19 protein-coding genes are annotated in these 24,780 nt (G+C 61.1%); 12 read left to right on the top strand and 7 right to left on the bottom strand.

The window, feature by feature from the left end; genetic code table 11:
- The first annotated feature begins 4 nt into the window (after positions 1-4).
- Both OOT43_RS16550 and OOT43_RS16545 read left to right on the top strand, forming a co-directional pair.
- Positions 5-988 carry a polysaccharide deacetylase family protein gene (locus OOT43_RS16550; RefSeq protein WP_266021748.1) on the top strand — a complete coding sequence of 328 codons (984 nt, stop codon included), beginning with the start codon at positions 5-7 and terminating at the stop codon, positions 986-988.
- Positions 981-1,754, top strand: a complete 774-nt coding sequence (locus tag OOT43_RS16545) for a formyl transferase (RefSeq protein ID WP_266021747.1) — start codon at positions 981-983, stop codon at positions 1,752-1,754. The genes OOT43_RS16550 and OOT43_RS16545 overlap by 8 nt, the downstream gene beginning before the upstream one ends.
- A 387-nt stretch (positions 1,755-2,141) precedes the next feature.
- Here OOT43_RS16545 and OOT43_RS16540 read toward each other — a convergent pair whose 3' ends face one another.
- From OOT43_RS16540 to OOT43_RS16530, 3 genes are all read right to left on the bottom strand, one after another.
- Complete coding sequence (locus OOT43_RS16540) at positions 2,142-5,486, bottom strand: FG-GAP repeat protein (protein WP_266021746.1); 3,345 nt, start codon at positions 5,484-5,486, stop codon at positions 2,142-2,144.
- A 152-nt stretch (positions 5,487-5,638) separates the two neighbouring features.
- Positions 5,639-6,268 (bottom strand): hypothetical protein, encoded by a 630-nt coding sequence (locus OOT43_RS16535; protein ID WP_266021745.1) that lies wholly within the window; start codon positions 6,266-6,268, stop codon positions 5,639-5,641.
- A gap of 577 nt (positions 6,269-6,845) precedes the next feature.
- Positions 6,846-7,046 (bottom strand): hypothetical protein, encoded by a 201-nt coding sequence (locus tag OOT43_RS16530; RefSeq protein WP_266021744.1) that lies wholly within the window; start codon positions 7,044-7,046, stop codon positions 6,846-6,848.
- A gap of 651 nt (positions 7,047-7,697) precedes the next feature.
- On the opposite strand from OOT43_RS16530, the gene OOT43_RS16525 reads away from it, so the two are divergent.
- From OOT43_RS16525 to OOT43_RS16495, 7 genes are all read left to right on the top strand, one after another.
- On the top strand, positions 7,698-9,644 hold the full coding sequence (locus OOT43_RS16525) for a putative Ig domain-containing protein (RefSeq protein WP_266021743.1): 1,947 nt from the start codon (positions 7,698-7,700) through the stop codon (positions 9,642-9,644).
- A gap of 141 nt (positions 9,645-9,785) precedes the next feature.
- A complete protein-coding gene (locus tag OOT43_RS16520; protein ID WP_266021742.1) occupies positions 9,786-11,315 on the top strand; it encodes an IPT/TIG domain-containing protein in 1,530 nt (509 codons plus the stop codon).
- Positions 11,316-11,543: 228 nt separating this feature from the next.
- A complete protein-coding gene (locus tag OOT43_RS16515; protein WP_266021741.1) occupies positions 11,544-13,160 on the top strand; it encodes a hypothetical protein in 1,617 nt (538 codons plus the stop codon).
- Between the two features lie 428 nt (positions 13,161-13,588).
- Positions 13,589-14,719 (top strand): glycosyltransferase family 4 protein, encoded by a 1,131-nt coding sequence (locus OOT43_RS16510; RefSeq protein WP_266021740.1) that lies wholly within the window; start codon positions 13,589-13,591, stop codon positions 14,717-14,719.
- The gene (locus OOT43_RS16505) at positions 14,716-15,690 is read left to right on the top strand and encodes a UDP-glucose 4-epimerase family protein (protein ID WP_266021739.1); all 975 of its coding nucleotides are present in this window, start codon (positions 14,716-14,718) and stop codon (positions 15,688-15,690) included. The genes OOT43_RS16510 and OOT43_RS16505 overlap by 4 nt, the downstream gene beginning before the upstream one ends.
- A gap of 54 nt (positions 15,691-15,744) precedes the next feature.
- Positions 15,745-15,951, top strand: a complete 207-nt coding sequence (locus OOT43_RS16500) for a heavy-metal-associated domain-containing protein (RefSeq protein WP_266021738.1) — start codon at positions 15,745-15,747, stop codon at positions 15,949-15,951.
- 211 nt (positions 15,952-16,162) lie between these two features.
- On the top strand, positions 16,163-17,140 hold the full coding sequence (locus OOT43_RS16495) for a malate dehydrogenase (protein ID WP_266021737.1): 978 nt from the start codon (positions 16,163-16,165) through the stop codon (positions 17,138-17,140).
- A gap of 4 nt (positions 17,141-17,144) precedes the next feature.
- Here the strand turns inward: OOT43_RS16495 and OOT43_RS16490 are convergent, their stop codons facing one another.
- Positions 17,145-19,049: an ATP-binding cassette domain-containing protein gene (locus OOT43_RS16490; RefSeq protein ID WP_266021736.1), complete on the bottom strand. Its 1,905-nt coding sequence runs from the start codon at positions 19,047-19,049 to the stop codon at positions 17,145-17,147.
- A gap of 80 nt (positions 19,050-19,129) precedes the next feature.
- Between OOT43_RS16490 and OOT43_RS16485 the strand changes: the two genes are divergently transcribed.
- Positions 19,130-19,606 carry an MEKHLA domain-containing protein gene (locus OOT43_RS16485; protein WP_266021735.1) on the top strand — a complete coding sequence of 159 codons (477 nt, stop codon included), beginning with the start codon at positions 19,130-19,132 and terminating at the stop codon, positions 19,604-19,606.
- A gap of 533 nt (positions 19,607-20,139) precedes the next feature.
- Here the strand turns inward: OOT43_RS16485 and OOT43_RS16480 are convergent.
- A complete protein-coding gene (locus OOT43_RS16480) occupies positions 20,140-21,774 on the bottom strand; it encodes an alpha-D-glucose phosphate-specific phosphoglucomutase (protein ID WP_266021734.1) in 1,635 nt (544 codons plus the stop codon).
- Positions 21,775-21,968: 194 nt separating this feature from the next.
- On the opposite strand from OOT43_RS16480, the gene OOT43_RS16475 reads away from it, so the two are divergent.
- Positions 21,969-22,481, top strand: coding sequence for a L,D-transpeptidase family protein (locus OOT43_RS16475; protein ID WP_266021733.1), 513 nt, complete (start codon positions 21,969-21,971; stop codon positions 22,479-22,481).
- A 139-nt stretch (positions 22,482-22,620) separates the two neighbouring features.
- Positions 22,621-22,899 carry an Lpp/OprI family alanine-zipper lipoprotein gene (locus OOT43_RS16470; RefSeq protein WP_026045896.1) on the top strand — a complete coding sequence of 93 codons (279 nt, stop codon included), beginning with the start codon at positions 22,621-22,623 and terminating at the stop codon, positions 22,897-22,899.
- A gap of 115 nt (positions 22,900-23,014) precedes the next feature.
- On the opposite strand, the gene rsmA is transcribed toward OOT43_RS16470, so the two are convergent.
- Together rsmA and pdxA are read right to left on the bottom strand one after the other, a co-directional pair.
- The gene (rsmA, locus tag OOT43_RS16465; protein WP_266021732.1) at positions 23,015-23,788 is read right to left on the bottom strand and encodes a 16S rRNA (adenine(1518)-N(6)/adenine(1519)-N(6))-dimethyltransferase RsmA; all 774 of its coding nucleotides are present in this window, start codon (positions 23,786-23,788) and stop codon (positions 23,015-23,017) included.
- Positions 23,785-24,777, bottom strand: a complete 993-nt coding sequence (gene pdxA / locus OOT43_RS16460; RefSeq protein WP_266021731.1) for a 4-hydroxythreonine-4-phosphate dehydrogenase PdxA — start codon at positions 24,775-24,777, stop codon at positions 23,785-23,787. Before pdxA ends, rsmA begins: the two co-directional genes overlap by 4 nt.
- Between the last annotated feature and the right edge of the window lie 3 nt (positions 24,778-24,780).

The raw sequence follows: 24,780 nt of genomic DNA, 5'->3' as shown, positions 1-24,780 counted from the left end.
ATTCATGAAACTGGACCACGGCGTATTCACCGTCTCCCTCGACTTCGAGCTGTACTGGGGAGTCAGGGACAAGCTCCATATCGACCAGTACCGGGACAATCTGGCCGGTGTCGAAACCGCCGTCCGGGAAATGCTAAAGGTATTCGAAACCCACGGGATTCATGCCACCTGGGCAACGGTGGGCTTTTTGTTCTTCGAAAACCTCGGCCAGCTCAAGCGGAATCTGCCGACCTCCGTGCCCAGGTATAGCCGGAACGAGCTTTGCCCTTACCGATACATCGAAGGGGCCGACACGCTGGACCCGCTTTATCACTTCGCCCCCGAACTAATAGGGCACATCGCCGGCCATCAGGGCCAGGAAATCGCCACCCATACCTTCTCGCACTATTATTGCTTGGAGGACGGTCAATCGGTGAGCGACTTCAAGGCCGATATCGCAGGGGCGAAGGCCGTAGCGCAGAGCAAAGGGATATCCGTCGAGAGCCTGGTGTTTCCCAGAAACCAGTGGAATCCGGACTATCTTGCCACCCTGAATGAGTTGGGGATCAAATCCTATCGCGGCAATGAATCGGGCTGGATTCACCGGGCCACCGGCGATTCCGGCCAAAATCGGCTGAGGCGGGGTCTCAGACTGCTCGACGCCTATTTCAACGTTTCTGGACACCACACCTATGCGATGGAAGCAGCCGCCGCCACACGGCCCTACAATTTCCCATCGAGCCGGTTCCTGCGTCCTTATTCCAAAAAGCTCTCATGCCTGGACGGACTGCGCCTGAAGCGCATCACCCAAGCGATGGACGATGCCGCCGTCCACAAGCGCATATTCCACCTCTGGTGGCATCCGCATAATTTCGGGAAGCACACGGCACAGAACTTGGCGTTCCTCGAACGCATCGTCCACCATTACGGCCGTCTCCGCGAAAATCACGGAATGCGCTCGCTGAACATGGGAGAACTGTGCGCACTAGCGGAATCCACCAATGCCTGAAAGAAAAGCGAGAATCGTATTTCTGTGCACCGACAGCCGCTATTCCCGCATCATGTATCACGGCCTGGCGACCCATGCAGACGTTGCCGCCATCATCGTCGAAAAGCCCGTTGCATTGACCCGCCTCGTACGGCGGAGAATGGAAAAACTGGGGCTGACGGCGACATTGGGCCAGCTGCTTTTCATCGTCTGCAATAAGCTTCTGGCGCGGTTTTCCGCCAGGAGAATCTGCGAGCTCATCTCGGCTTACGGCCTCGACGACGCGCCGCTGCCCGAAAACCTGGCAATCCCGGTCGATACCGTCAACTCGCCCCGGACGATCGCATTGCTCCGCGAATTAGCCCCCGACGCCGTCGTCGTCAACGGCACGCGAATTATTTCGGGGGAGGTTCTCGACGCGATCGAGACGCCCTTCCTCAACACGCACATGGGCATTACCCCGCGTTACCGGGGCGTACACGGCGGCTATTGGGCGATTGCGAACAACGACCGCGAAAACTGCGGCGTGACGGTGCACCTGGTGGATGCCGGTATCGACACCGGCGGCGTCCTCTATCAAGACACCATAGCAGTCGACGAGCGGGACGATTTCAACACCTATCCCATACACCAGATCGCCAAGGCCATCCCCCTGATGAAATCGGCGCTGGAAGACGTGCGTACACACAACTTGCGGACCGTGCCTGGCGTTTTACCTTCACGCCTGTGGCATCATCCGACGCTGTTCCAATATCTCAGGAACCGGCTATTGCTGGCGGCAAAGTAGTATCGGATAAACTCCCTGGGCTGCCGTCTTTTTCATTTCCCCGGAAGCGCCGCTCAGAGGTTATGCGTAGAATCCGGCACCGAAGATGAGGAGCAGTCCCGCCGCGTCGTGCCGAGAAATCTCAGCAGATGGTGCTTATCGTATGACATTGATGATTCAAATTAGCAATACAAGAAGACGCTGATTTTGCGGGTACTCGATAGCGCCACAGCCGCCATGCGGCCGGAAGTCAGGCCCGACCGTCCCGACTCGGCTCACTCAAGTGACACTACGGCCGGCTCGGCCGTCGGGGTAGCATTCCCGTTCGACTCCGCTCACGGCAGGCCTCCGATTACGCTGCGCGTGCGGAGCTACCACCGGCGGGCGGAGCCGGTAGGCGATCCGCCATTACGGTTTGCCCAGGCCGCCGAGGTAGCGCCAGCGCAGGCGCTGCACCTTGTCGGCCAGGAATACCGCCACGCCGTTGGCGACGAGGTCGGGGTCGCCAACCGAGTAGGTCTGTCCGCTGCTCAGGTCGGTCAGCCGCGATCGGGCCAGGATCCGCGGGTCGCCCTGCCAGCTCACCCGCACTTCCGACCCCGCCTGATCGGCGCGGATTTCGATGTCCCAGCTCATGGCCTTCAGGCCTTTGGCCGGCCGGTAGTCGCTGGCATAGGCGCCGGCCTTGTCGCCCCAGTCTTTGTGCGGGAACACCAGGGTGAGATAGGGCGCGGCGAAGGGCGCCGGCTCGGCCAGATCGTAGGCGTCGTAGCCCGCTTTGGCGTCGGCCAGTTGGCCGAGAATGTTGCCGCTGTCCTTGTAGCCGAGCGCGGGGTTATCCACCTTGAGCCGGACGTACCAGGCTTTGAGGCTGGCCAGGGCGGACGCGTGGCTGCGCCGCGTCGCTTCGCGGGCGGCCAGGCCTTGGGCTTTCATGCCGGCACCCTGGGCTTCGACCGCCAGCCCGGCTTCTTCGGCTCTAACCGGCGGCGCCACCCAGTCCAGCCAGCCGAGGTACCACGGCAGCGCCAAACGAGGGTCTGCTTCAGATACCCTCATCCCGTCCCAGTCATGCCGGGCCGTCCTGCCCGGCACCCTTTGGGCAAGTGCAAATCCGTTCCCGACGGATTTGTCCCAGAGGCGAGAGGGAGGAAACAGCACCGTCTCCGCCTGGCTGGTGTTGATACTGGGCTTCGCGGGGATCAGCAGCTTCAGGGTATGGCCGCTCGAGCCGGGCAGGGTCTTGACCCAGAACGACTGGAATACCTTGAGCGCGCCGGTCAGGCCGGGAGTCACGTCGTCGTGGGTATCGTAGGTCGTGCCGTTCCAGATGGAAAAATGCTTGGCCATATAACCGGCGGCATGCGCCGCGCTGGGAGTCAGCGCCGGAGCGGTATCATCGACCAACAATCTCACGTGTTCCCAGTCGACATCATACGGAAGAGGATTACCCACCAGATGCATGAGCTCGGCGGGACTGGATGTCCCGGTTAGAGGGATGGCATAACACCCGTTGACGGTAGAACATTCGCTGCCGACGAGGCCCGCGGTGCTCACGGGCGTGGCGCTGCCGTCGACGACGATGGAAGCATTCGTGGGGTTGCTGTAGCTCTTGAGCCAGTAGCCGGCGCCAGGAGCGACAGCATCCCCTATGCCGGAATAACTATACGCATCAGCGACCACATCGCGGGTGTACAAAGCCCAATCCGTGCCATAAGCGGCGGTCGCAAAATTGGAGTAGGATCCCGAATCCCCGAAGGTACCGGCCACATTGGCCGCCGCCGGAACGCACGGAACAGCGGCCATTTTCCACAGCGAGGTAGCCGGATCGCCGGTGGCGGTGATCGCCGTGCCGAAGGCGCAAGGGAACGTATACGTGTAGGACTGCCCCGCATTGGATGTACCACCCGGGTCGGCCTGATACGCCCCTATCAATGCCGTGTTGCCGGACAATGCGACATACGTCCCGAAATTCGCGTTAACCGATTTGTCGGATGCCGAAATGACCCGCTGCTGAACCCAGCCAGCACCTGCACGCGTAAAAAGGTAGGATTGGCCCGCGGTGGCAGTGGTTCCGGACGGAGCGCGCCATGCCCCGATCAACGCAACATCGCCTGACGCTGACAATGCCACCGAGTTTCCGAACTGAGCGCTCGCGGCCTTGTCCGAAGCTGTAAGGATTTGCTCGTTCCCGAACGGCAAGCCGAACCCCGAGCGCGTATAGACGTAGGCTTGGCCCGCATCGGTGAAATTCATAGGATCTGCATCGGTAGCCCCGACCACTAAGGTATCGCCACTCAGATCAACGGAATACCCGAAGTGCGCGGTTGCCGCCTTGTCGGAGGCAAAAAGCTTCTGCTCGCTCCCAAAAGGGGAACCGGAGGTCGGGCGGGTATAGACATAAGCCGCTCCCGCATCGGTGACGCTACCCGGATCGGCATCAGCTGCGCCCACTACTGCAGTGTCCCCGGACAAGCGTACGAGGTAACCGAAATGCGCGGACGCCGACTTATCCGAGGCTGAGAGGATCTGCTGGTTACCGAATGGTGAGCCGACGGTCGAGCGCGTATAGACATAGGCTTGGCCAGCGGCAGTCAGGGTCCCCGACTTCGCGTAGACAGCCCCCACCAAGATGGTATCGCCCGAGACATCAACCGAGTTGCCGAACTGCGCGGCCCCGGCCTTGTCCGAAGCCGAGAGGATTTGCTCGTTCCCGAACGGGGAACCAAATCCGGAGCGTGTATAGACGTAGGCTTGGCCAGCGTTGGAGACGGTTCCGGCCTTCGCGTTCGCGGCACCGATCACGGCCGTGTCGCCTGACAAAGCGACATCAAAACCGAAATGGGCGCTCGTTGCCTTGTCGGAAGCCAGCAGCGTCTGCTGTTCGGTCCAGGTGGCTCCAGTCCGGGTATAGACGTAGACCCGGCCTGAATCAGTGACGCTGCCGGGATCCGCATAAGGCATACCAACGAGAGCGGTGTCTCCCGACAACGCCACCGACCACCCGATCTGAGCATTCGCTGTCTTGCTCGATACCGCTAGAATCTGCTCGCTGGTCACCAGCGGATCGACCACGACGGGCCAAGCGGCGCCACGGGCGTCAACGTGGATCTGTACTGTCTCTGCAGACAGGACGAAGTGTGCCTGAAGGACTTGACCAGTCGCGTCTACGACTTTGAGATCTTTGTACTGCAGGGTGGGGATTCCGGTGCCGTCGCGGAATTCGATGGCTTGCGATCGTGAAGCGATCTGAGGCTTCAGCCCACCCTCCACCGCCAAGCTCAACACCAGGGCCTCCGCCCCCGGCGCGGGCGGTTCCGCCAACGTGAAGCCCTGCTCCAGCCCTTCCGGACGATTTTCGTACCATTCCGTCACGGCACCGCGGCGGTATTCGAGCCGCTGGCCCGCCGCGACGGCTGTGGCAGGCGCCACCGGCCGAATCGCCGAGGGGGTGCCATAGCCAGTGAGTTTCATCCCCCAACGCCAGGCCGGTGCCCTGTTGGCCGCCGCCGGCTTACCCAGCGGGCTGACAGTCAACCCGCCCTCGCGGAAGCGCACGGCGAGGCCGTGGCCGGGATTGAGCGTGGTATAGCCTCCCTCCGCAACTTTAACCTTCCTTAGGTTGGCGCTCACAGCCGTCTGTAACTCCCGCGGCAGCGCAGCGTCCAGCTCGGCCGCCGACAACCCTAAACTCGGGGCCGCCAGAAGCAACACCCACCCGATGGTCCGTACTAACCGAATTCCGCCGCGCATGCCCAGGCCCCCCTTATGAAGGATAGGTTTACGTCAGAAAATCACTGGGGTAGAAGACTAACATCGAACTATGAAATTAACTTAAATACAATTGGAATAAAGCCAGAAAGGCGAGGCCATGAGTGGCTCTAAAGCCTCGCCTTATATATACCTTAGTACTGGAATTCTCCTTGCAAAATAAGCGCGGAATCTACTGATACGGCGGCGACATCTCCGCCATTTACCACTGGCACGGCCGAGGCGACGCTGCTTCCTTCCGTGCATCTGCCAATCTTGGCCGTCACTTTCCCCGAACCGCTGGGCTGGCTGGACTGGGGTGGAACGTTCACCGTCCCGGACGCGGTGCCCGTTGGAGTATTACCTCCGGCACTCGCGCTGGAACTGGACTTATAGGATACGTCTACGGCGTAATTCGCGTACTGCAGTCTCGTGCCGTCCGGCTGGTCCTTCCAGGAAATCGTGCTGATCGGGAGAGTGCAGGAAAATTTTCTCCCAGCAGTTGAAATTTGCAGCACGACGGAAGCACTCGTCGCTGCCATCTGGTCGGCCAATACCCGGCCGTCAATCGGTAGCGTCACCGTGGCAACAAACGTGCTGGACCTAGTTACGGTCTTGCCGGTCTTGGAGTTCGTGAAGGTGGACGTGGCGCTCCCCGTCCCTACCTCACCCGTGAGGTCTGCGGTAAGTAATATCGTTTGGGTCGCGGCAAGCGCGGATTCGCCCGCCATGAGCGCCAAAGCCATGGAAAATACGATCGTTTTGGAAACAGACTTGGTGTTCATACAACATCTCCTCGTTTCGGTAAAACCGGATCAATTTTCAGACATATTTTCTGGATAAGGATTTTCCTTAAGCATAACAAACCATCGATATTAAACTTAGTTTACAATCCAAACATGTCAAGGGCGCAATTGGAGGCGGCAGACATTCATTCCCGAACTGCCGGCGCAACCACGGCGTAACAAACCCTCGATATTCAGGCTAGTTTACAATCGTGACCTGTCAAGGGAGGAAATTCAGGATCGGCAGACATTCTTTTGCAGACCGCCGGCGCCACGGCATAGAAACAACTTCTGCTGCAGATCTGCTGCTGTCGAAGCAATGGGGTGAAGGCGTTAAAGAGAGAGCCGAACACGAAGTGGACAGGTCGCACGACTCATGAACGAGCACAAGAAAGTCGAGCGAAGCGAGCGCGCCGAAGAAGCCCAGCGCTTGGGCAAGACGGCGAAGCTATCTTGGATCTTTCCGGAAATATGCAGACTCAACCGCGAATGTCTGCTCGCGCTACCTCGCCGATCCTTGGGCTGGGAGTAGCGCTCTATCCACGCCTTTCGTGCTCTTTCAAATCACTCGGATAGCTCAACGGCTTCGCTCATCTGGTCCAGGAGCATTGACCGCATTGGCGTGGATGCCGGCGGCTTGCTGGACCCCGCAGGGGCTCTTCCAGTAGATGCCGGTTCTCTCCATGGCGACCTCGCCCGGCGCCAAGGCCACGCCCCAGATGGCCAGCGCCCGCCGGTCGTTCTTGAAAACGCCAAATTGGCGCTGTTCGACGCCCACCCCGCCTTCGGGTGTCTCACCGATAGCGCAGGCCGTGATCTAGGCCTGAAGAACATCCAGGCTGATAATCTCATTGAAAAATACTGCTTGTTCCATTTCAAATCATCTCGAGATACATTTGAGGTCGGGAAGCGGCGGGGGCCGGACCTGAGAAATCCTTTGGCGTCAGAGCCCCAAAGGCCTTATTGACGGGCGCTCTCGAGGGAGGCAATCCGGGGTAAGAACCTGTCCGGCGGGCCTTGGTTCAACAACGGTTCGGGCTTCCAAGGAATGGCCACGACGATAGGCCGTCCGCCCACACCGGGGCTTGGGTGTCCTCCAGGGGACACCCGGCTGCACCGCCGCGCCCGAAATGGCGGACGCTGCGGTTTGCTGACAGCCGCCTGAGCGCACTTGCCCACAACTCGGTGCCTGCCTGCGAGTTCCACGGCGCATCAACGAATTTTCGTAATCATGGTCTCGTAAGGTACGAGTGAACCCAAATTCCGAGGCTGTTGTGAAGGCACGATTTTACTTAAGGAGGTTCATGTGCTCACCTTCAAACGAAGGCCCTATTCAGCGGACTCAGGCCGCAGTTTCAGACGAATCGGTCTGTACGGCTTCGCCCTGCTGGGGCTGTGTCTGGTTGCTTCGTACTCGCGCGCAGGAGTCATGGCGACGCGAGATGGCCTCGGCCTTCTTGCAGACACCCTCAGCACCGGCGGCTATCACGCCTGCGGGCTGAAGAGCGACGGCACCGTGATCTGTTGGGGCGATGACAGCGAGGGCCAAGCGAGCCCCCCGAGCGGCACATTTACCCAGGTCAGCGCCGGCCGCTTTTTCTCCTGCGGACTGAAGACCGACGGTACCCTGGCCTGCTGGGGCAACAACCGATATGGCCAAGCCGAGCCTCCCTCAGATACCTTCATCCAAGTCAGTGCAGGATACGTATCCGCCTGCGGAGTGAAAACCGACGGCACCGCCGCCTGCTGGGGAAATAACACGCGTGGCCAGATCAACGTCCCCTCGGGCACCTATCGCCAAGTCGCCGTCACTGGCTACTTCGCATGCGGCCTGAAATTTGACGGAACACTGAACTGCTGGGGAGACAACACTTATGGCCAAGCGACAGCGCCCACCGGCACGTTCCTCCAGGTCAGCGTGGGGCTCTACCACGCCTGCGCACTGAAAACCGACGGCTCAGTAGCTTGCTGGGGAGATAACGCAAATGGGCAGGCGAGCGCCCCAGGGGATACCTTCACCGAAGTCCAAACCGGCTACGACTACTCCTGCGGATTGAAAACCAATGGCAAAGCCGTTTGCTGGGGCAACGACAGCCAAGGCCAATCCAGCGCACCGAACGACAGAGTCTTTACCTTGCTCAGCTCAGGGGCCTATTTCGCCTGCGGCGTCACTCTCAAAGGGACGGCAGCATGTTGGGGAGACGACAGCTACGGCCAAGCGAGTCCGCCGCCGGACGTGTTCAATCCCCGCCAATTGAGTGCGGGGGCAGCCTTCACCTGTGAACTCGATGCCACCGGCGTCCCGAGTTGCTGGGGCTCGAATTCCGGTGGAGCGACTGACGCGCCGGCAGACAATTTTTTTCAGATCAGCTCGGGACGCGCGAGCTCGTGCGCGCTGCCAGCCGAGGACGCCACACCGGTGTGTTGGGGGACCAATTCCAAGGCTACGCAACCGCCAGCCGGGACACTGTTCACCCAGCTAAGCACCGGCGAACTGCATGGCTGCGGAATCCGGGCGACCGGCGGAGCGGAATGCTGGACCATGGAATGGGACACCACGCCAGGTGGCCTCATCCAAGTCAGCGCCGGCCAGCAAGCCAACTGCGGCGTCCGAAGCAACAGCACGGCGATCTGCTGGGGCTGGACGAAATATGCGAATTCAACCCCGGCAGGTACATTCTTGCAGGTGACCGCAGCCAACGGAAACGCTGGCGAGGGTGGTGATTTCGGCTGCGGCGTAAGAACCGATGGGACCCTCGCCTGCTGGGGCGACAATACTTATGGCCAAGCCACACCGCCCGCCGGTAATTTCAGCTTGGTCGACGCCGGCGGCCTCCACGCCTGCGGGCTCCGAACCGATGGCTCAGTCGCCTGCTGGGGCGACAACAGCCACGGGGAGTCCACGCCGCCCAGCGGGACGTTCACCCAATTGGCCGCCGGATGGGGTTTCACCTGTGGCCTTCGGACCCAGGGAACGGTTGCCTGCTGGGGGGATGACGCTTCTGGCCAAGCGCCCCGCCCGAGTATTCGGCCTGAGGCTCTGCCTCCGGCTGGGCTCGGCGTCAGCTACAGTCAGGCCCTCGTCATGGATGGAGGCGTCAACTACACACCGCCACAACCTCTATTTAGTTTGGTTGGCGGCAAATTACCGAACGGCCTCCTTCTGAGTGCTGCCGGAATCCTAAGCGGCACGCCGACAGCCGAGGGCACCTCCAATTTCACGGTCAACGCCACCGACGAAAACGGCTTCGCCGCCAGCCGAAGCTACACGTTGACCGTTTCCTCCGCCACTTCCAGCGTACTGAGTCAAGGGAAAAGGGGCAGGCAGAAAGTTCATCGCCCTAAACGCCACGGACTCGTGCAGGGGATTCGATAACCTCGAGCGCGCCGATTTTTCAACCTAAACCGACCACAACACTCCGAATGCCGAAATACCGCAACATGCAGAAATGCAAGAATTCTACAGGTGCGATTCTATACGGCAGGGTTAATAATTAATCGTACAGAGAGGGGAATAATGAATACCTTCCGCTGCCCTAACCCGTCGAAAATGCTACAGGTGTGTGCGGCAATTCTTGCCGCATCAACCGCCATGCCCGCTATTGCATCCAGCATTGCTCCCAAGGAAGGCATCGTTTACATCACGCCTAACGTAGACGAGCATGTAAAGAACCTGCTCCGCGAACGGTTCAAGCTCATCTCCGCGAGAAAAATAAGCCCGGACAGCCAGTTTCCCGAAGATACCCGTGGTGTCGTTTTGGGCGGCAAGGACTTGGCGAACCGCAAAATCGCCCACTTAGCCAAGAACGCCTACAACGCCGGGCTAACGGTCGCTCTGACGAATGCCACGGCTAAGAAAGCCGAGCTTCTGCGAACCACTGTCGGGCGGGAAGGCCCCCTCGCGCTGGGGACTGGACTGGAACACAGCAGCAGCGTCCCGATACTGGCAATTCGTGAGGACGGCGCATCGGCGTGCTGGCAAAGGCGAATCCAGCGAACCAATGTCCTCCAGCCTCGAAAGGGCTCCGATCATAATACCCTGACGGGGCACAAACGAGCGGATCGGCTGGAAAGCGAGTGGCTCGCTGGGGCTTTCGAAAAAATCACGGCACAGGCCAATACATCCGATCTTGCCTATCTGATGAATTCATACCTGACGACCCAGCTAGTCACCGACAGCTCCGGCATGGCTTTGCAGGTCCAGAACGCTACACAATCCATACGGTCATTCATTCAAGGGCTCGACTACTATTTCGTCAATCAGTGGGTAACCGTCCAAAAGCCCGAGGGCCAAGGGGATATGGATTCCACGGTAACGAATTACTTCGGAGCCAACGAATATCCCAATGCCTTTGTAGTTAAGTACGACCCCGGCACCACACAAATAGACACAACCTACTCCGCCAGCACGAGCATTAGCGGCGGGGGAACGGTCGGCTGGAACCGGGGACTTATTGCTACGGCCACCACAAGTTACAGTTGGTCCTCGTCGACGCAAACCACGGTTCCTCCGACCATAATTACCTATTCGGGAAAGCCGGAAGATGCCTCCACGACTTGGCGATACGAGAGCAACCTATCCAGCGAGCAGGAAGTCGGGAAAATAACATTGAATTATCCGGAAACGTGGATTTGGGCGGTACCCTTTTCGGACTATGGCGAAGAACAGCAGGAATTTTCGTACTTGACTCGCGCCACGGGTAGCTCAGCCGGAAAGACGGTGGAATTGGAGCTGACATCAACCGTACCCCTACCATTTCCGGATACGGTTCTTGCATTGCCTATAGTCGAAAGTGCAAGCAAGGAATCCGCCAAATCTGGCGATGCAATCACTATCACAGGAAAGAATTTCTATCAAATAGAAAGCGTGGTGATCGGAGGAAACCCGCTGCCTTCCGCAAACTATGAAGTCATCGAAAGCGATACTACACTAAACCTTGTGATACCTTCCAATCAACCTACTGGCGCGAACCAGAGCATCGTCTTGAAGACATCACAGGGCTTTTCGAATACAGACGTCACCATCACAGTCGTCGAGGGGCAATAGCTACGCCAACCCAAATAACCAACAGGCCAGATTACCGCTGCCTTGGACCCAAATAAACCTTACACGATAACCGCTCATACCCCCGATGTTTTGTGGATATCTCGGCCCTCGTAACCGCTTTTTCAGCGAACCCGCCCTCGCGACTCCAGGGGACTGAGCGGTTACATTGAAAGTACTTACTTAACGTAACAATCCGCAGAGACTGTCGCGCCGCCCGAAAAATAACCCATGAACATTCATCAGATTCAATGCTATAGACCTGAGAAAAATCACTTGTCGCTGGCCATTTTGATTGCCATAAGCGCCTTGTTACCCCAAGTTTCGCAGGGCGCCGCCGCCCCAAGGGGAATAATTTACTATTCGCCTCATACTATTGGCCACGCCCAGAAGTTGCTCCGCAAACAGTTCACCTTGGTCGCGATCAATAGAAAGACACTCAAACGGAAGCTTCCTCCCAAGACCTGTGGCGTAATCGTCGGCGCGAAAGATCTTGCCGACCCGGAAATTGCCGCATTTGTCCGAAAGGTATACCAAAGCGGGCTAACCACTGGAGTCGTGACCCCCGCCCCGGATGACGCCGAGGATCTCAGAGCGGCCGCGGGGCGTGATTTTCCAATTTCGCTAGACGAAAGCAACTCTGGCGCACCATTGGTTGCGATCCGGGAGGACAATGCTCAGGCTTGTTGCGAGAGACACGTATTTAAAACGAATATCCTGTCATCCAGGGATCTCGCCCAGTACGGAAACAGGACCGGAAATAGGCGAGCGGATGAGCGTGAATTGAAATGGCTGAAAGAAATATTTCGCGAAGCGTCCCGCTCTCCGATATCGCAGACATCACCGGACCGGCTGATGGCAACGCCTCAGGCAACAACAGATGATATAACCCAATTGGCTAATTCCACGGTAACAAACCAAATACAGACGAACTCTTGGGGATCTGAGTTACAAGTCACCAACAGCATATATACCGCAAGATCTTTTCTGCAATATTTGGATTATTATTTTGTTTCACAATGGATTACCGCATACAATCCAAAATCAAACGCCAATCAATCAAACATTACCTATTTGCTGGATAGAGTCAGCTCAAGCATTACCAATCGACTTAATGCCGAGACCACACCAGGTGGCTATGTCGTGCAGTTCGACCCAGGAACCACGCTCACGGCGACAACATATAAGAATTCGGTCGATCAGAGAGTCTCAACCGAAATTGGCTGGAAAAAGGGATTCATAGCCACGGTCAGCTATAGTGCGACCATCACGAACTCCACCACCACTACCGTGCCTCAAACCGTGATAGATTACACGGGCGGCATTGGAGAGCACTCGACCAGATGGTCGTATTCGACTAACGGCGAAAAAACCAGTAAGGAAACCACCTACCAATATCCAGAGGACTGGATATGGTCCGTACCGCTCGATGACCTAAGCCCAGGCCAAGAGTGGCAAACGTTTTCCACGGAAATAAGTTCGCAAAGTAAATATCAGGACGAGTACAACGATCATTATATCTTTTCGGATAATTCCTTCACTTTGAATTCGACGTTTCCCATGCCGTTCCAGGGTAAAAGGTTGGAAGCTCCTGTGGTTCAAAGCGTTGATGCAGCCTCCGCCAAAGCGGGTGATAAAATTCGAGTGGAAGGGATCAACTTCTACCAAATCAGTTCCATCATGATTGGCGGGAATCCGGTCCCCGAATCAAACTACCAAGTCGTTGCGGAAGACAATGTCCTCGAACTCATCGTCCCCGCGGACCAGCCGAAAGGGGCCGGCCAGAGCGTCGTCATTAGTACTGGAATAGGCATTTCGAACACGGATGTAACCATTACTATCTATTGATCGGACCCTGAAGGAATCGGCGGAGGTCGAGCTTACTTCCGCCGTCCCTAGTTCAGCGATCTGCCGCAGCGCGTCGAGCTCCGCGACATTTACCCAGGTTCCGGCACCGCAAAACCCGGTTCCAACCGTCACATCTGCCACAGCGCAAATCCTTCCAGCAGGCAGCCTGTCCAACCTACGCCATGAACATCAGCAAGGTTTCAGTCGTTGCATTCGCATATTTCGGCGACTTCCGCGAGTATCAAGGGCCGGTGATAACGCGGGAACCCACCATTTAGCCAGCCCGTCACATCGCCGCGCCACGGCCCGATGGTAATCCGGCCGGTTGTTCACGTAGAATCCCGCGCCAGCCGGCGTATCCGATGTGCGCCAAGCAGCCGATACCACCCCTGGAATCGGTATCCTACAATCCTCGAGAAGAGTCGTTCATGCCCTCGCCGCACCTCCTGTTCATCGTTACCGAGGACTGGTTCTTCTGCCTTCACCGGCTGTCGCTGGCGGTCGCGGCCAAGCGGGCCGGCTTCGAGGTGAGCGTCGCTACCCGCGTCGCCGAACACGGCACGGTCATCGAATCCGCCGGGCTACGGCTGATTCCGCTGCGGTTGTCGCGGCGCAGCAGAAATCCTCTGACCGAAGCCCGGCTGATCGCCGACTTGGTCGGCCTGTACCGGCGCGAGCGCCCGGACATTGTCCACCACGTCGCCATGAAGCCGGTGATCTACGGCTCACTCGCCGCGCGCCTGACCGGGCGACGCGCCGTGATCAATGCGCTGACCGGCCTCGGCTTCCTGTTCACTTCGGACCGCCTGAGCGCGAGGCTCCTGCGGCCGCTGGTCGAGGCCGCCTTCCGGGGCCTGCTGAATGCACCGATCTGCCGGACCATCGTGGAAAATCCCGACGACCTGCGCCAGCTCACCGACGACGGCGTGGTCGAACCCGAACGCATCCGCCTGATCCGCGGCTCGGGCGTGGATTTGGCGAAATTCTCGCCGAGCCCGGAGCCGGAAGGCCCGCCGCTGGTGGTACTGCCGGCCCGGATGCTGTGGGACAAGGGCGTCGGCGAATTCGTGGAAGCCGCCCGGCGGCTGCGCGAGGAAGGGATACAGGCTCGATTCGCCCTGGTCGGGCAGCGCGACCCCGAGAACCCTTCGGCGATAGCGGAGGCGCAACTGCGGGAGTGGGCGCGTTCGGGGGTGGTCGAGTATTGGGGTTTTCGGAGTGACATGCCGAAGGTGTTCGCGCAGTGCCACATCGTTTGCCTGCCGTCCTACCGGGAGGGGCTGCCGGTATCTCTGCTCGAAGCCGCCGCCTGTACCCGAGCCATCGTCACGACCGACGTGCCCGGCTGCCGGGAGGCGGTCCGCGACGAGGAGAACGGGCTGCTGGTTCCGCGCGGCGATTCGGCGGCTCTCGCGGCCGCCCTGAGCCGCCTGATCGCCGATCCGGCACTGCGCCGCACAATGGGCGCGCGCGGCAGGGCGCGGGCGGAAAAAGAATTTTCCGTGGATAGCGTCGTGGCCCAGACTCTGTCCCTGTACCGCGAGATGCTGGCCCGATGAAAATTCTGGTCACCGGCGCCAACGGCTTCGTCGGACGCCACCTTACTGGCCGGCTCGTCGAACAGGGACATCGGGTTACCGCCGCGGTCCGGCGTGAAGGCGCGGCGCTGCCGGCAGGAATCGCCGACATCCGGGTCGTCGGCGACATCGGTCCGGACACCGGCTGGACCGGCGCGCTCGACGGTATCGACGCGGTGATCCATCTCGCCGCCCGAGTGCATATCATGCGCGAGACCGGCCCCGACCCGTTGAGCCGATTCCGCCAAGTCAACGTAGTCGGCTCGGAATGCCTCGCCCGGGCCGCGGCGCAGGCCGGCGTCAGACATTTCGTCTATCTGAGTTCGGTCAAGGTCCACGGCGAAACCAGTCCGGAAGGCAACCCCTTCACCGAGGCCATGGCCCCCGCGCCGGAAGACGCGTACGGGATATCCAAATGGGAGGCCGAACAGGCGCTCGCCAAAATCGCGGCCGAAACCGGGCTGGGCGTGACGGTATTTCGGCCGCCGCTGGTTTACGGCCCCGGCGTCCGGGCCAATTTCGAGCGGCTGGTCGAAGCGGTGCGGCGCGGCATTCCGCTGCCCTTCGGCGCCGTGCGGAACCGCCGCAGTCTGGTCTACGTCGGCAATCTGGCCGACGCCGTCGCCACCAGCTTGTTGAGAGCCGAGGCCATCGGCCAGACCTTCCTGGTCAGCGACGGCCCGGCCGTCTCCACGGCGGAACTGGTCCGGAGCATCGCGCAAGCCCTGCAACGCAAGCCCAGGCTGCTGGCCATGCCGCTGGCGCTGCTGCGGCTCGCCGGCGCTTTGACGGGGAAGCGCGCCGAAATCGGCCGTCTGCTGGGCGATCTCGCCGTCGACGACTCCCTTCTGCGCAGCCGCCTCGGCTGGCGCCCACCCTACGGCCTGGCGGACGGACTCGCTGCGACGGTTTCGAAAACGCCCGGACGCCCCCGCCGGATGCATCGGATATAATCGCGAAATTCCGGGACAACCCGGCCATCCCTCTCATCTCGCACGGAGACCACCATGGCTACCATCCAGCTTCAAGTTACTGGCATGAAATGCGGCGGCTGCGAAAAAACTGTCACCAACACCGTCACCGCGCTCGCGGGCGTCACCTCGGTCACGGCCTCCCACAAGGAGAACCGTGTTGATGTGGAATTCGATCCGGCCCAGATCGATCCGGAAGCCATCCGCAAAGCGATCGCCGGCCAGGGATACACGGTCGCCTGAGGCTTTCGCGTTCGACGGCGAAACATGCGCCGCAAATATTGATTTTCAAGGCGGAATGCCTTCCAATAGCCGGCCATCGCTGCCTCACAGCGGTGTATTCGTCGAGCATTTGTCCCGAGTGTTCGATCCGCATCGGCCGCCTATGCATCAGAGCGACATTGAATCAGGGTAGGACCCCGCGCCATAAATAAAGAAGTCGGAAGGTGATTGAATGAAAACGCCGGTGCATGTCGCGGTCACGGGAGCCGCGGGGCAAATCGCATATTCCCTGCTGTTCCGGATCGCCGCGGGCGATCTGTTCGGACCGCACCAGCCGGTGGTTCTCAGGCTGCTCGAGGTTCCTTCGGCCGAGCGCGTGCTGGAGGGCGTGGGCATGGAGTTGGACGACTGCGCGTTGCCTCTCCTCCATGGCATCAAGGTATCCAGCAATCCCGGCGAGGCCTTCGACGGCACCGAGGCCGTCTTCATGCTCGGCGCCACGCCTCGCGGACCCGGCATGGAAAGGCGGGACCTGCTGCAGGTGAATGCGGACATCTTTTCGGCCCAGGGACGCGCGCTGAACGAGACGGCCAGCCGCCGGGTGAGGATTCTGGTAGTGGGCAATCCGGCCAATACCAACGCCCTGATCGCCCAGCGCAATGCCCCGGACCTCGCGCCGGAATGCTTCTCCGCCATGACCCGGCTCGACCACAACCGCGCCACCGGTCTGCTGGCCCGGCATTGCGGCTGCAACGTCGCGGAAATCTCCCGGATCGCCGTCTGGGGAAACCACTCGCCCAGCCAGTATCCCGACCTTCATCATGCTCTGGTCAAGGGCAGGCCGGCGCTGGAACTGGTGGATCCCGCCTGGTATGTCGATGAATTCATCCCCACGGTGCAGCAGCGGGGCGCATCGGTCATCGCGATCCGCGGGAAATCCAGCGCGGCATCGGCGGCCAACGCGGCTCTGGACCACATGCGGAGCTGGTTTCTGGGCACACCCAAGGACGACTGGGTCAGCATGACCGTCGCCAGCGACGGCAGCTATGGGATTGCCGAAGGCCTGATGTTCTCGTTCCCGGTCGCCGTCGAAAACGGCCGTTTCCGGATCGTGCAGGATTTGCCTCTCAACGCCTTCAGCCGCGAGCGGTTACGGCTCACCGAGGCGGAGCTTCTGGATGAGCGCGCCATGGTGAACCACCTGCTCTGAGCCGCTAGGCGCCTTCCGCGGCCCGCGCCTCCAGTTCTTCCCAGCGCCGGTAGCCCTGTGCTAGAGAGGCCTGCAAGGCTTCCAGTTCTTCCAGAGTCCGTTTGACTTCGCCGGCATCGCGGCGATAGAAATCCGGGGCGTTCACCAGGGCATTCAATTCCGTTTGGCGGCTTTCCCAGGCCTCGATCGTCTCCGGCAGACTTTCCAGCTCCTTCTGCTCCTTGTAGCTGAGCCTGGTGCGCGAACCGGCCGGCTTCGGCGCCTCCGGCTTGGGTACGACAGGCTGCGCCGTCGGTGAAGTCCGCTCGCCGGCGGCGGACCGCTGCGACAGCCAGTCGGAATAGCCCCCGACGTATTCGGCGATAACGCCATCGCCTTCGAACACCCAGACGCTGGTCGCCACGTTGTCGACGAAGGCCCGGTCATGGCTCACCAGGAGCACCGTGCCGTCGAATTCGCCCAGCATTTCCTCGAGCAGTTCCAGGGTTTCCAGGTCGAGGTCGTTGGTGGGCTCGTCCAGGACCAGGACGTTGCAGGGCTGGCTGAACAGACGCGCCAGCAGCACCCGGTTCTTCTCCCCGCCGGACAGACTGCGCACCGGCGTGCGGGCGCGCTCCGGGGAAAACAGGAAATTGCCGAGATAGGACATGACGTGGATCTGCTGGCCATTGAGGCTGATCCACTCCTTGCCGTCGCCCACCGCCTCGACGATGGTCTGGTCGGGATCGAGCTGCGCGCGCAACTGGTCGAAATAGGCGACTTTGAGATGGGTCCCGGTCTTGAGCCGTCCGGAATCGGGCTGCAGCTCGCCGAGCAGCAGCCGCAGCAGGGTCGACTTGCCGGCGCCGTTGGGACCGATCAGGCCGACCCGGTCGCCGCGCAACACCAGGGCGGAGAAATCCCGCACCACCGGCACCCCGCCGCCGAAGGCGAGGGACAAATGCTCCGCTTCGAACACCAGCTTGCCGGTGCGCTCGGCCTGCTCCAGCTCCAGCTTGGCGACGCCCTGCCGCGACCTGCGCTCGGCGCGCTCGCTGCGCATCCGCTTCAGCGCCCGCACCCGACCCTCGTTGCGGGTTCGCCTCGCCTTGATGCCCTGGCGGATCCAGGTTTCCTCGATCGCCAGCTTACGGTCGAACTCCGCGTTGCGCTTCTCTTCTTCCTCCAGCGCCGCCGCCTTCTTCACCAGGTAGTCCCGGTAGTCGCCGGGCCAAGAGGTCAGCCTGCCGCGGTCCAGGTCGACGATGCGGGTGGCGACCCGCTGCAGGAAGGCGCGGTCGTGGGTGATCAGCACGGCCGCCCCGGGGAACTGGAGCAACTGTTGTTCCAGCCAGACGATGGTTTCGAGGTCGAGGTGGTTGGTGGGCTCGTCCAAGAGCAGCAGATCCGGCTCGATGACCAGGGCGCGGGCCAGCGCAACCCGCCGCTGCCAGCCGCCGGACAACCCCTGAACCGGTTTCTCCGCCGGCAGGTCGAGGCGGTCGAGCACCAGTTCCACCCGCTGCTGCAGGCTCCAGCCGTCGGCCGCTTCCAGCGCCTGCTGCAAGGTGCCGAGCCGGTCCAGGCAGGACATGTCACCGTCGGCGATCTTCTCCGACCAATGGTGATATTCGGCGATCTGCCGGCCGACCTCGCCCAGGCCGTCGGCCACGGCATCGTAGATGGTCGCGGACTCGGGCAAGGCCGGCATCTGTTCCAGAAAACCGATGCGCAATGCCGGCTGATGCCAGACTTCGCCACCGTCGGGCGTGATCTGTCCGGCGAGGATCTTCAACAGAGTCGATTTGCCCTCCCCGTTGCGGCCGATGATGCCGACCCGCTCGCCCGGATCGACCTGAAAGCTGGCGGATTCCAGCAAGGGCTTGGCACCGAAGGCGATACCGATTTCCGAGAGTCGAACGAGAGGCATGGCGGGGCGACGCGATTGCGCGGGTGAGGAAAGACCCCATAGTATAACCGCCCGCCTCAACCCCAGGAGTTTTCCGCACGATGGCCGTCCCCGCCCAGCCCAGCGAAGACAACGAATTTCTTGCCCCCCACATCGCCGTGCTGCGCCGCAGCTTCCGCCACTTCACCGGCCGCGAGCTGGTGCCGGCGCGCATGAGCGATACGGAGGCGGCGCGCTATTTGTTCCAGGCTCCGCTGGCGCTGCTTTCGCACGACACCGCGCCGGATCCCGTCTTCAACTACGCCAACGAGACGGCGATGGGGCTGTTCGGCATGAGCTGGGACGAAATCACCGCCCTGCCTTCCCGCCTCTCCGCCGAGGCCGGCAACCAGGAGGCGAGGGAGGCGCTATTGGCAAAAGTGGAGGCCCAAGGCTATGTCGACGGCTATTCCGGCGTCCGGATCAGTCGCCAGGGACGCAAGTTCCGGATCGAGAACGCCGTGGTGTGGAACCTGCTCGACGAGCTCGGCAGCCCCTGCGGACAGGCGGCGATGTTCGAGCACTGGCAGTGGCTGTAAACCTTGTTGTCAGCAAACGGATAACTTGCCAATGGTTTAGCCGTTTCCGTTCTTGACCACTCCCGTCAGGCCGCGCCGAGCATCGCAGCTTTCGACGAGAATAGCCCGAAGGGGAGCCGCATGGACGCGGCTCGTCCATCGAGGGGCAGGAGCCCCTTCGATGGACCCTCGTCGAAAGCGAGAAGCGCAGGGGGCTTTCCGCGGCCTCCGGGCGGCCTTTTCTTTGGTTACACTGTTTTGCGGCTTTCCTGCCGCAAACCCTACGGACGCACTCCGTGCGACCCCGTTTGCTCCCAGCAAACGGGTCTTTTGGCCGTGCAAAAGACAAATTCGCCGGGAGCGAATTTGGGCAGCCGAAGACTGACCCGCAGGGCGAAACCCATGGAGGGGTTTCGCAAAGTAACCCGACCGTGGGTTCGGATACCCACACTCAAATAAGACCTCGCGCAGCGTTTCCTCACCGGATTTCATAGATCGATCATTTTCGAAAACCGAAGCGGCCCTCCCCCAGTTTTGACCTTTCGATATGCGAATCAGGTAATGACGCTGGGCTGGCTCATCCCCGTGCGCTGCTTGACCTGGCACAGTTCCTGGGCGATTGCGATCAACTCGGCCAGCGCCTCCTGGGTCGGCAGGTCATGCAGGTTCGGATCGCGCTCGTAACGCTCCATATAGATGCGGAGGGTCGCGCCTTCCGTGCCGGTGCCGGAGAGACGGAAGACGATACGGGACGAATTCTCGAAGCCGATCCGGATGCCCTGGTGCTCGCTGACGCTGCCGTCGACCGGATCGACGTAGCGGAAGTCATCGGCCAGGGCGACCCGGTACTCGCCGAAACTGCGGCCCGGAAGCTCGGCCAGCAAGTCCTGCAGACGCGCCATGATCCCTTCGGCCGCGGACACCTCGATGCCTTCGTAATCATGCCGCGAATAATAGTCACGCCCGAACCGGCGCCAGTGGTCCGCCACGATCGCGGCCACCGACTGCTTGCGCAAAGCCACCAGGTTCAGCCAGAACAGCACGGCCCACAGCCCGTCCTTCTCCCGCACGTGGTCGGAACCGGTGCCGAAGCTCTCCTCGCCGCACAGCGTGATCCTGCGGGCATCTAGCAGGTTGCCGAAAAACTTCCAGCCGGTCGGCGTCTCGTAGCATTCGATCCCCATCGCCGTGGCCACCCGGTCGACGGCACGACCCGTCGGCATCGACCGCGCCACCCCGCGCAAGCCGTCCTTGTAGCCAGGCACCAGATGGGCGTTGGCGGCAAGGATCGCCAGGCTATCGCTCGGCGTCACGAAACAGTTGGCGCCCATGATCATGTTGCGGTCGCCGTCGCCGTCGGAAGCCGCTCCCAGGGTCGGCGGCCGGCCGCTGTACATGGCTGCCGCCAGCTCGTGGGCGTGTACCAGGTTCGGGTCGGGGTGGCCGCCGCCGAAATCCTCCAGCGGCACGGCATTGACCACCGATCCCGGCACCGCGCTCAGGGTCCCTTCCAGAATTCGCCTGGCATAGGGGCCAGTGATCGCATGCATCGCATCGAAGCGCAGGGTCAACGCACCCGAGCGGAAACCCGAGCGGATCAGCCCGAAATCGAACAGGTGCTCCATCAATTCGGCGTAATCGGCCACCGGATCGATGACCTCGATCTCCATTTCACCGATCCGGGAACGGCCCAGGGTGTCGATATCCAGATCGGGGCTGGCGAGGGTGCGGTAGGCGTCGACGACCCGGCTGCGCTCGTACACCCGGTTGGTGAAGCTCTCCGGGGCGGGACCTCCGTTGGCGACGTTGAATTTGATGCCGAAGTCCTCCTCCGGACCGCCGGGGTTGTGGCTGGCCGACAGCACGAAGCCGCCCAGCGCCTTATGCTTGCGGATCACGCAGGAGGCCGCCGGCGTCGACAGCAAGCCCCCCTGTCCCACCAGCACCCGTCCCACGCCGTTGGCGGCGGCCATGCGCAGGATGACCTGGATCGCCTGGCGGTTGAAATAGCGGCCATCGCCCCCCACTACCAGGGTGGCACCGTCCGCCGCTCCGACGGTGTCGAACACCGACTGGACGAAATTCTCCAGATAGTTTTCCTGGAGAAAAACCTTCACCTTCTTGCGCAGGCCCGAGGTGCCCGGCTTCTGATCCGGGTAGGGCGTCGTATTGCGAATTTCCACTGACATCGTATTGTTTTTTGACCTTTTGTATGCGGGAATCTGATCGTTGTTATTGCCGGCCGTCAAGGCGTTCTGCGGAAACTCGAAACGCATTTCGATTCCCGGGCTTTTTCGCTAGTATTCTACCGTCTGCTTGACTGAGGAGAACAGAAAAGGTGTTCAAGCGTTTTCATCCATCGAGGCTTTTCCTGTTACTGTCAATGGCCGCTACCGCGGCGCAAAGTGAAAATTCTGACCCCTGGCTGCTGGTGGAAACCAAGCCCCATGTCCTGAAAATCATGCAGGGCGACACGCCGCTGGAAGTGTTTACCAAGATTGCCATCGGGCAACACGGCGCCGACGTCGAAAAGCGCCGCAACGACAACAAGACGCCGCTGGGCGAATACCGCATCGGCTGGATCAACGAGAACAGCAAGTTCCACCGTTTCTTCGGGCTGACCTACCCGAATCCCGACATCGCCAAGCGCGGCTTCATCCGCGGCCTCATCGACGAGCATCTGGTGCGCCACATCCTCCGCGCCCATCTGGTGGAAGCGACTCCGCCGCAGGATACACCGCTGGGCGGGCAGATCGGCATACACGGTGTCGGTGCAGGCAACCGGGAGGTGCACGAGATGTTCGACTGGACCCACGGCTGCGTCGCCCTCACCAACGAACAAATCGACCAGCTTACCCCCTGGGTCAGGAAAGGAACCCTGGTAGTCATCCGCTGACATGACCGAAAGACCCTCGGAAACTCAAAAAACACTGGAAAGGCTTGCGATTTCGGGGCAAACTACGCCGCGGGATCACTCCCTCCGGAATGGATACTTGTGTAGTAAATTTCGTTCACCGCAAAAGAAGGAAAGCGACATGATGAAAGCAACCAAGTTCGCAGTGGTTCTGATGGCCGCCGGTCTGACCGTCGGGTGCGCTTCGAAGTCTGACATCACCAACCTGCAGACCCAGATCGACGGTCTGAAGGCTGAGCAGGCTTCCATCAAGAGCACGGCTGACGAGGCTCTTTCCGCTGCTCAGGCAGCTGAATCCAAGGCCGGTGCTGCAGAAGCCGCTGCTCGCCGCGCTGCAGCCGCAGCTGAAGAAACCAACAGCAAGCTGGACCGCATGTTCAAGAAGTCGATGATGAAATAATCATCGATGTCCTGAAGACATACGATCGAATGAAGCCCCGGCGGTATCCACTGCCGGGGTTTTATTATGCCCGCAAGAAAATGCGGGCGGATGAGTCAAACCGATACCCGCTTTTTCAAATATTCAGCTGACCGCTCAAGCCGACATAGTCGTCCAGCGACAGCTCCTCTGCACGCACACCCGGATCGATTCCGGCGCGGCCTATCGCGGTTTCGTCCAGCACTCCCTTGAGCGCGTTCCGCAGCGTTTTCCGGCGCTGGCCGAATGCAGCGGCGACAACGGCTCCCACCCTCCTGACCAGCTCGGAATCCGGAGGCGCGGCATGCGGCACCAAATGCACCACCGCCGATACGACCTTGGGCTGCGGGTAGAAACACTCCGGTCCCACATCGAACAAATGCTGAGCCTCGCAATAGAGAGCGGCCATGACGCTCAACCGTCCGTAACTCCCGTCGCCGGGCCCGGCGCAAATGCGATCGACCACTTCTTTCTGCAGCATGAAATGCATGTCTTCGACCGCATCGAGCTGATCGAACAGACGAAACATCAGCGGGGTGGAGATGTTGTAGGGCAGATTGCCCACGACCCGGACCCGACCCGCCTGGGCGATGGACCGGATGTTGAATTTCAGTGCATCGCCTTCGTGAATTCGCAATCGTTCTACGCCGGCAAACCGCTGCTTCAGCGCCGCGACCAGATCGCGGTCCAGCTCGATGACATCCAGGTGCGCCCCGGACTGCAGCAACTCGCGGGTCAAGACCCCTTCGCCGGGGCCGATTTCCAGCAGCCGGTCCGATGGCTTGGGGCCGATGGCCGCGACGATCTCGCGGATGACGCCGGGATCGCGCAGGAAATTCTGGCCGAAGCGCTTACGCGGAACGTGCATCATGCCCGCACCGTCGACCGCACTTCGGCCATCTCCGCCGCAACCCGAACGGCCTCTTCCAGGCTGCCGGTGTCGATCCGGCCGGTGCCCGCCAGATCCAGCGCCGTGCCATGGTCCACCGAGGTGCGGATGATGGGAAGCCCCAGGGTGATGTTCACCGCCCGGCCGAATCCCGCATATTTCAGCACCGGCAGGCCCTGGTCGTGATACATCGCCAGCACCGCGTCGGCGTGCTCGAGATTGCGGGGAAGAAACAGGGTGTCCGCCGGCAGCGGGCCGGTCAGGTCCATGCCCTCCTGCCGCAGCCGCGCAAGCACGGGTTCGATCACGGTGATTTCCTCGCTTCCCAGATGCCCGTCCTCGCCCGCGTGCGGATTGAGCCCGCAGACCAGGATGCGCGGCCTGGGTAGGCCGAAGCGGCGGACCAGATCGTCGTGGAGGACCCGCAGCGTCCGTGTCAGCCGCTCCTCGGTGATGGCCCAGCTCACCTCGGCCAAAGGCAGATGGGTGGTGGCCAGTGCAACCCGTAAACCTTTTGTCGCCAGCATCATCACCGGGCAGCCGCCGATGACCTCCGCAATGAATTCGGTGTGGCCGGTGAAGGCGATCCCGGCCTCGTTGATGACGGACTTCTGCACCGGAGCCGTGACCAGAGCGTCGTAATGCCCCGCCAGACACGCACGCGCGCCTTCGGCGATGGTCTCGAGCACGTAGGCGGCGTTGGCCGGGTCGAGCTTTCCGGGTGCGGCTCCCGGCCGCTGGCGGGTGGGCAGGACGTGCAGAATGTCTTCTTCATGCTGCGGCACTACATCGCCGGATGCGACCGGGCGCAGTTCGATGGGGAAGCCGAGCAGGCGCGCCCGGCTCTCCAGCAGATCGGGATCACCCAGCACCGTGATGCTGCAGCGAGCCGGTCGCCGGGCCAGCAGCACGCACAGGTCCGGGCCGATGCCGGCCGGCTCTCCGCTGGTCAGCAGCAGACGGGGATGCATGGG

Origin of the sequence: Methylococcus mesophilus (assembly GCF_026247885.1) — a bacterium.
GTDB lineage: Bacteria > Pseudomonadota > Gammaproteobacteria > Methylococcales > Methylococcaceae > Methylococcus > Methylococcus mesophilus.
This window is presented reverse-complemented; position numbering and strand designations above follow the sequence as displayed.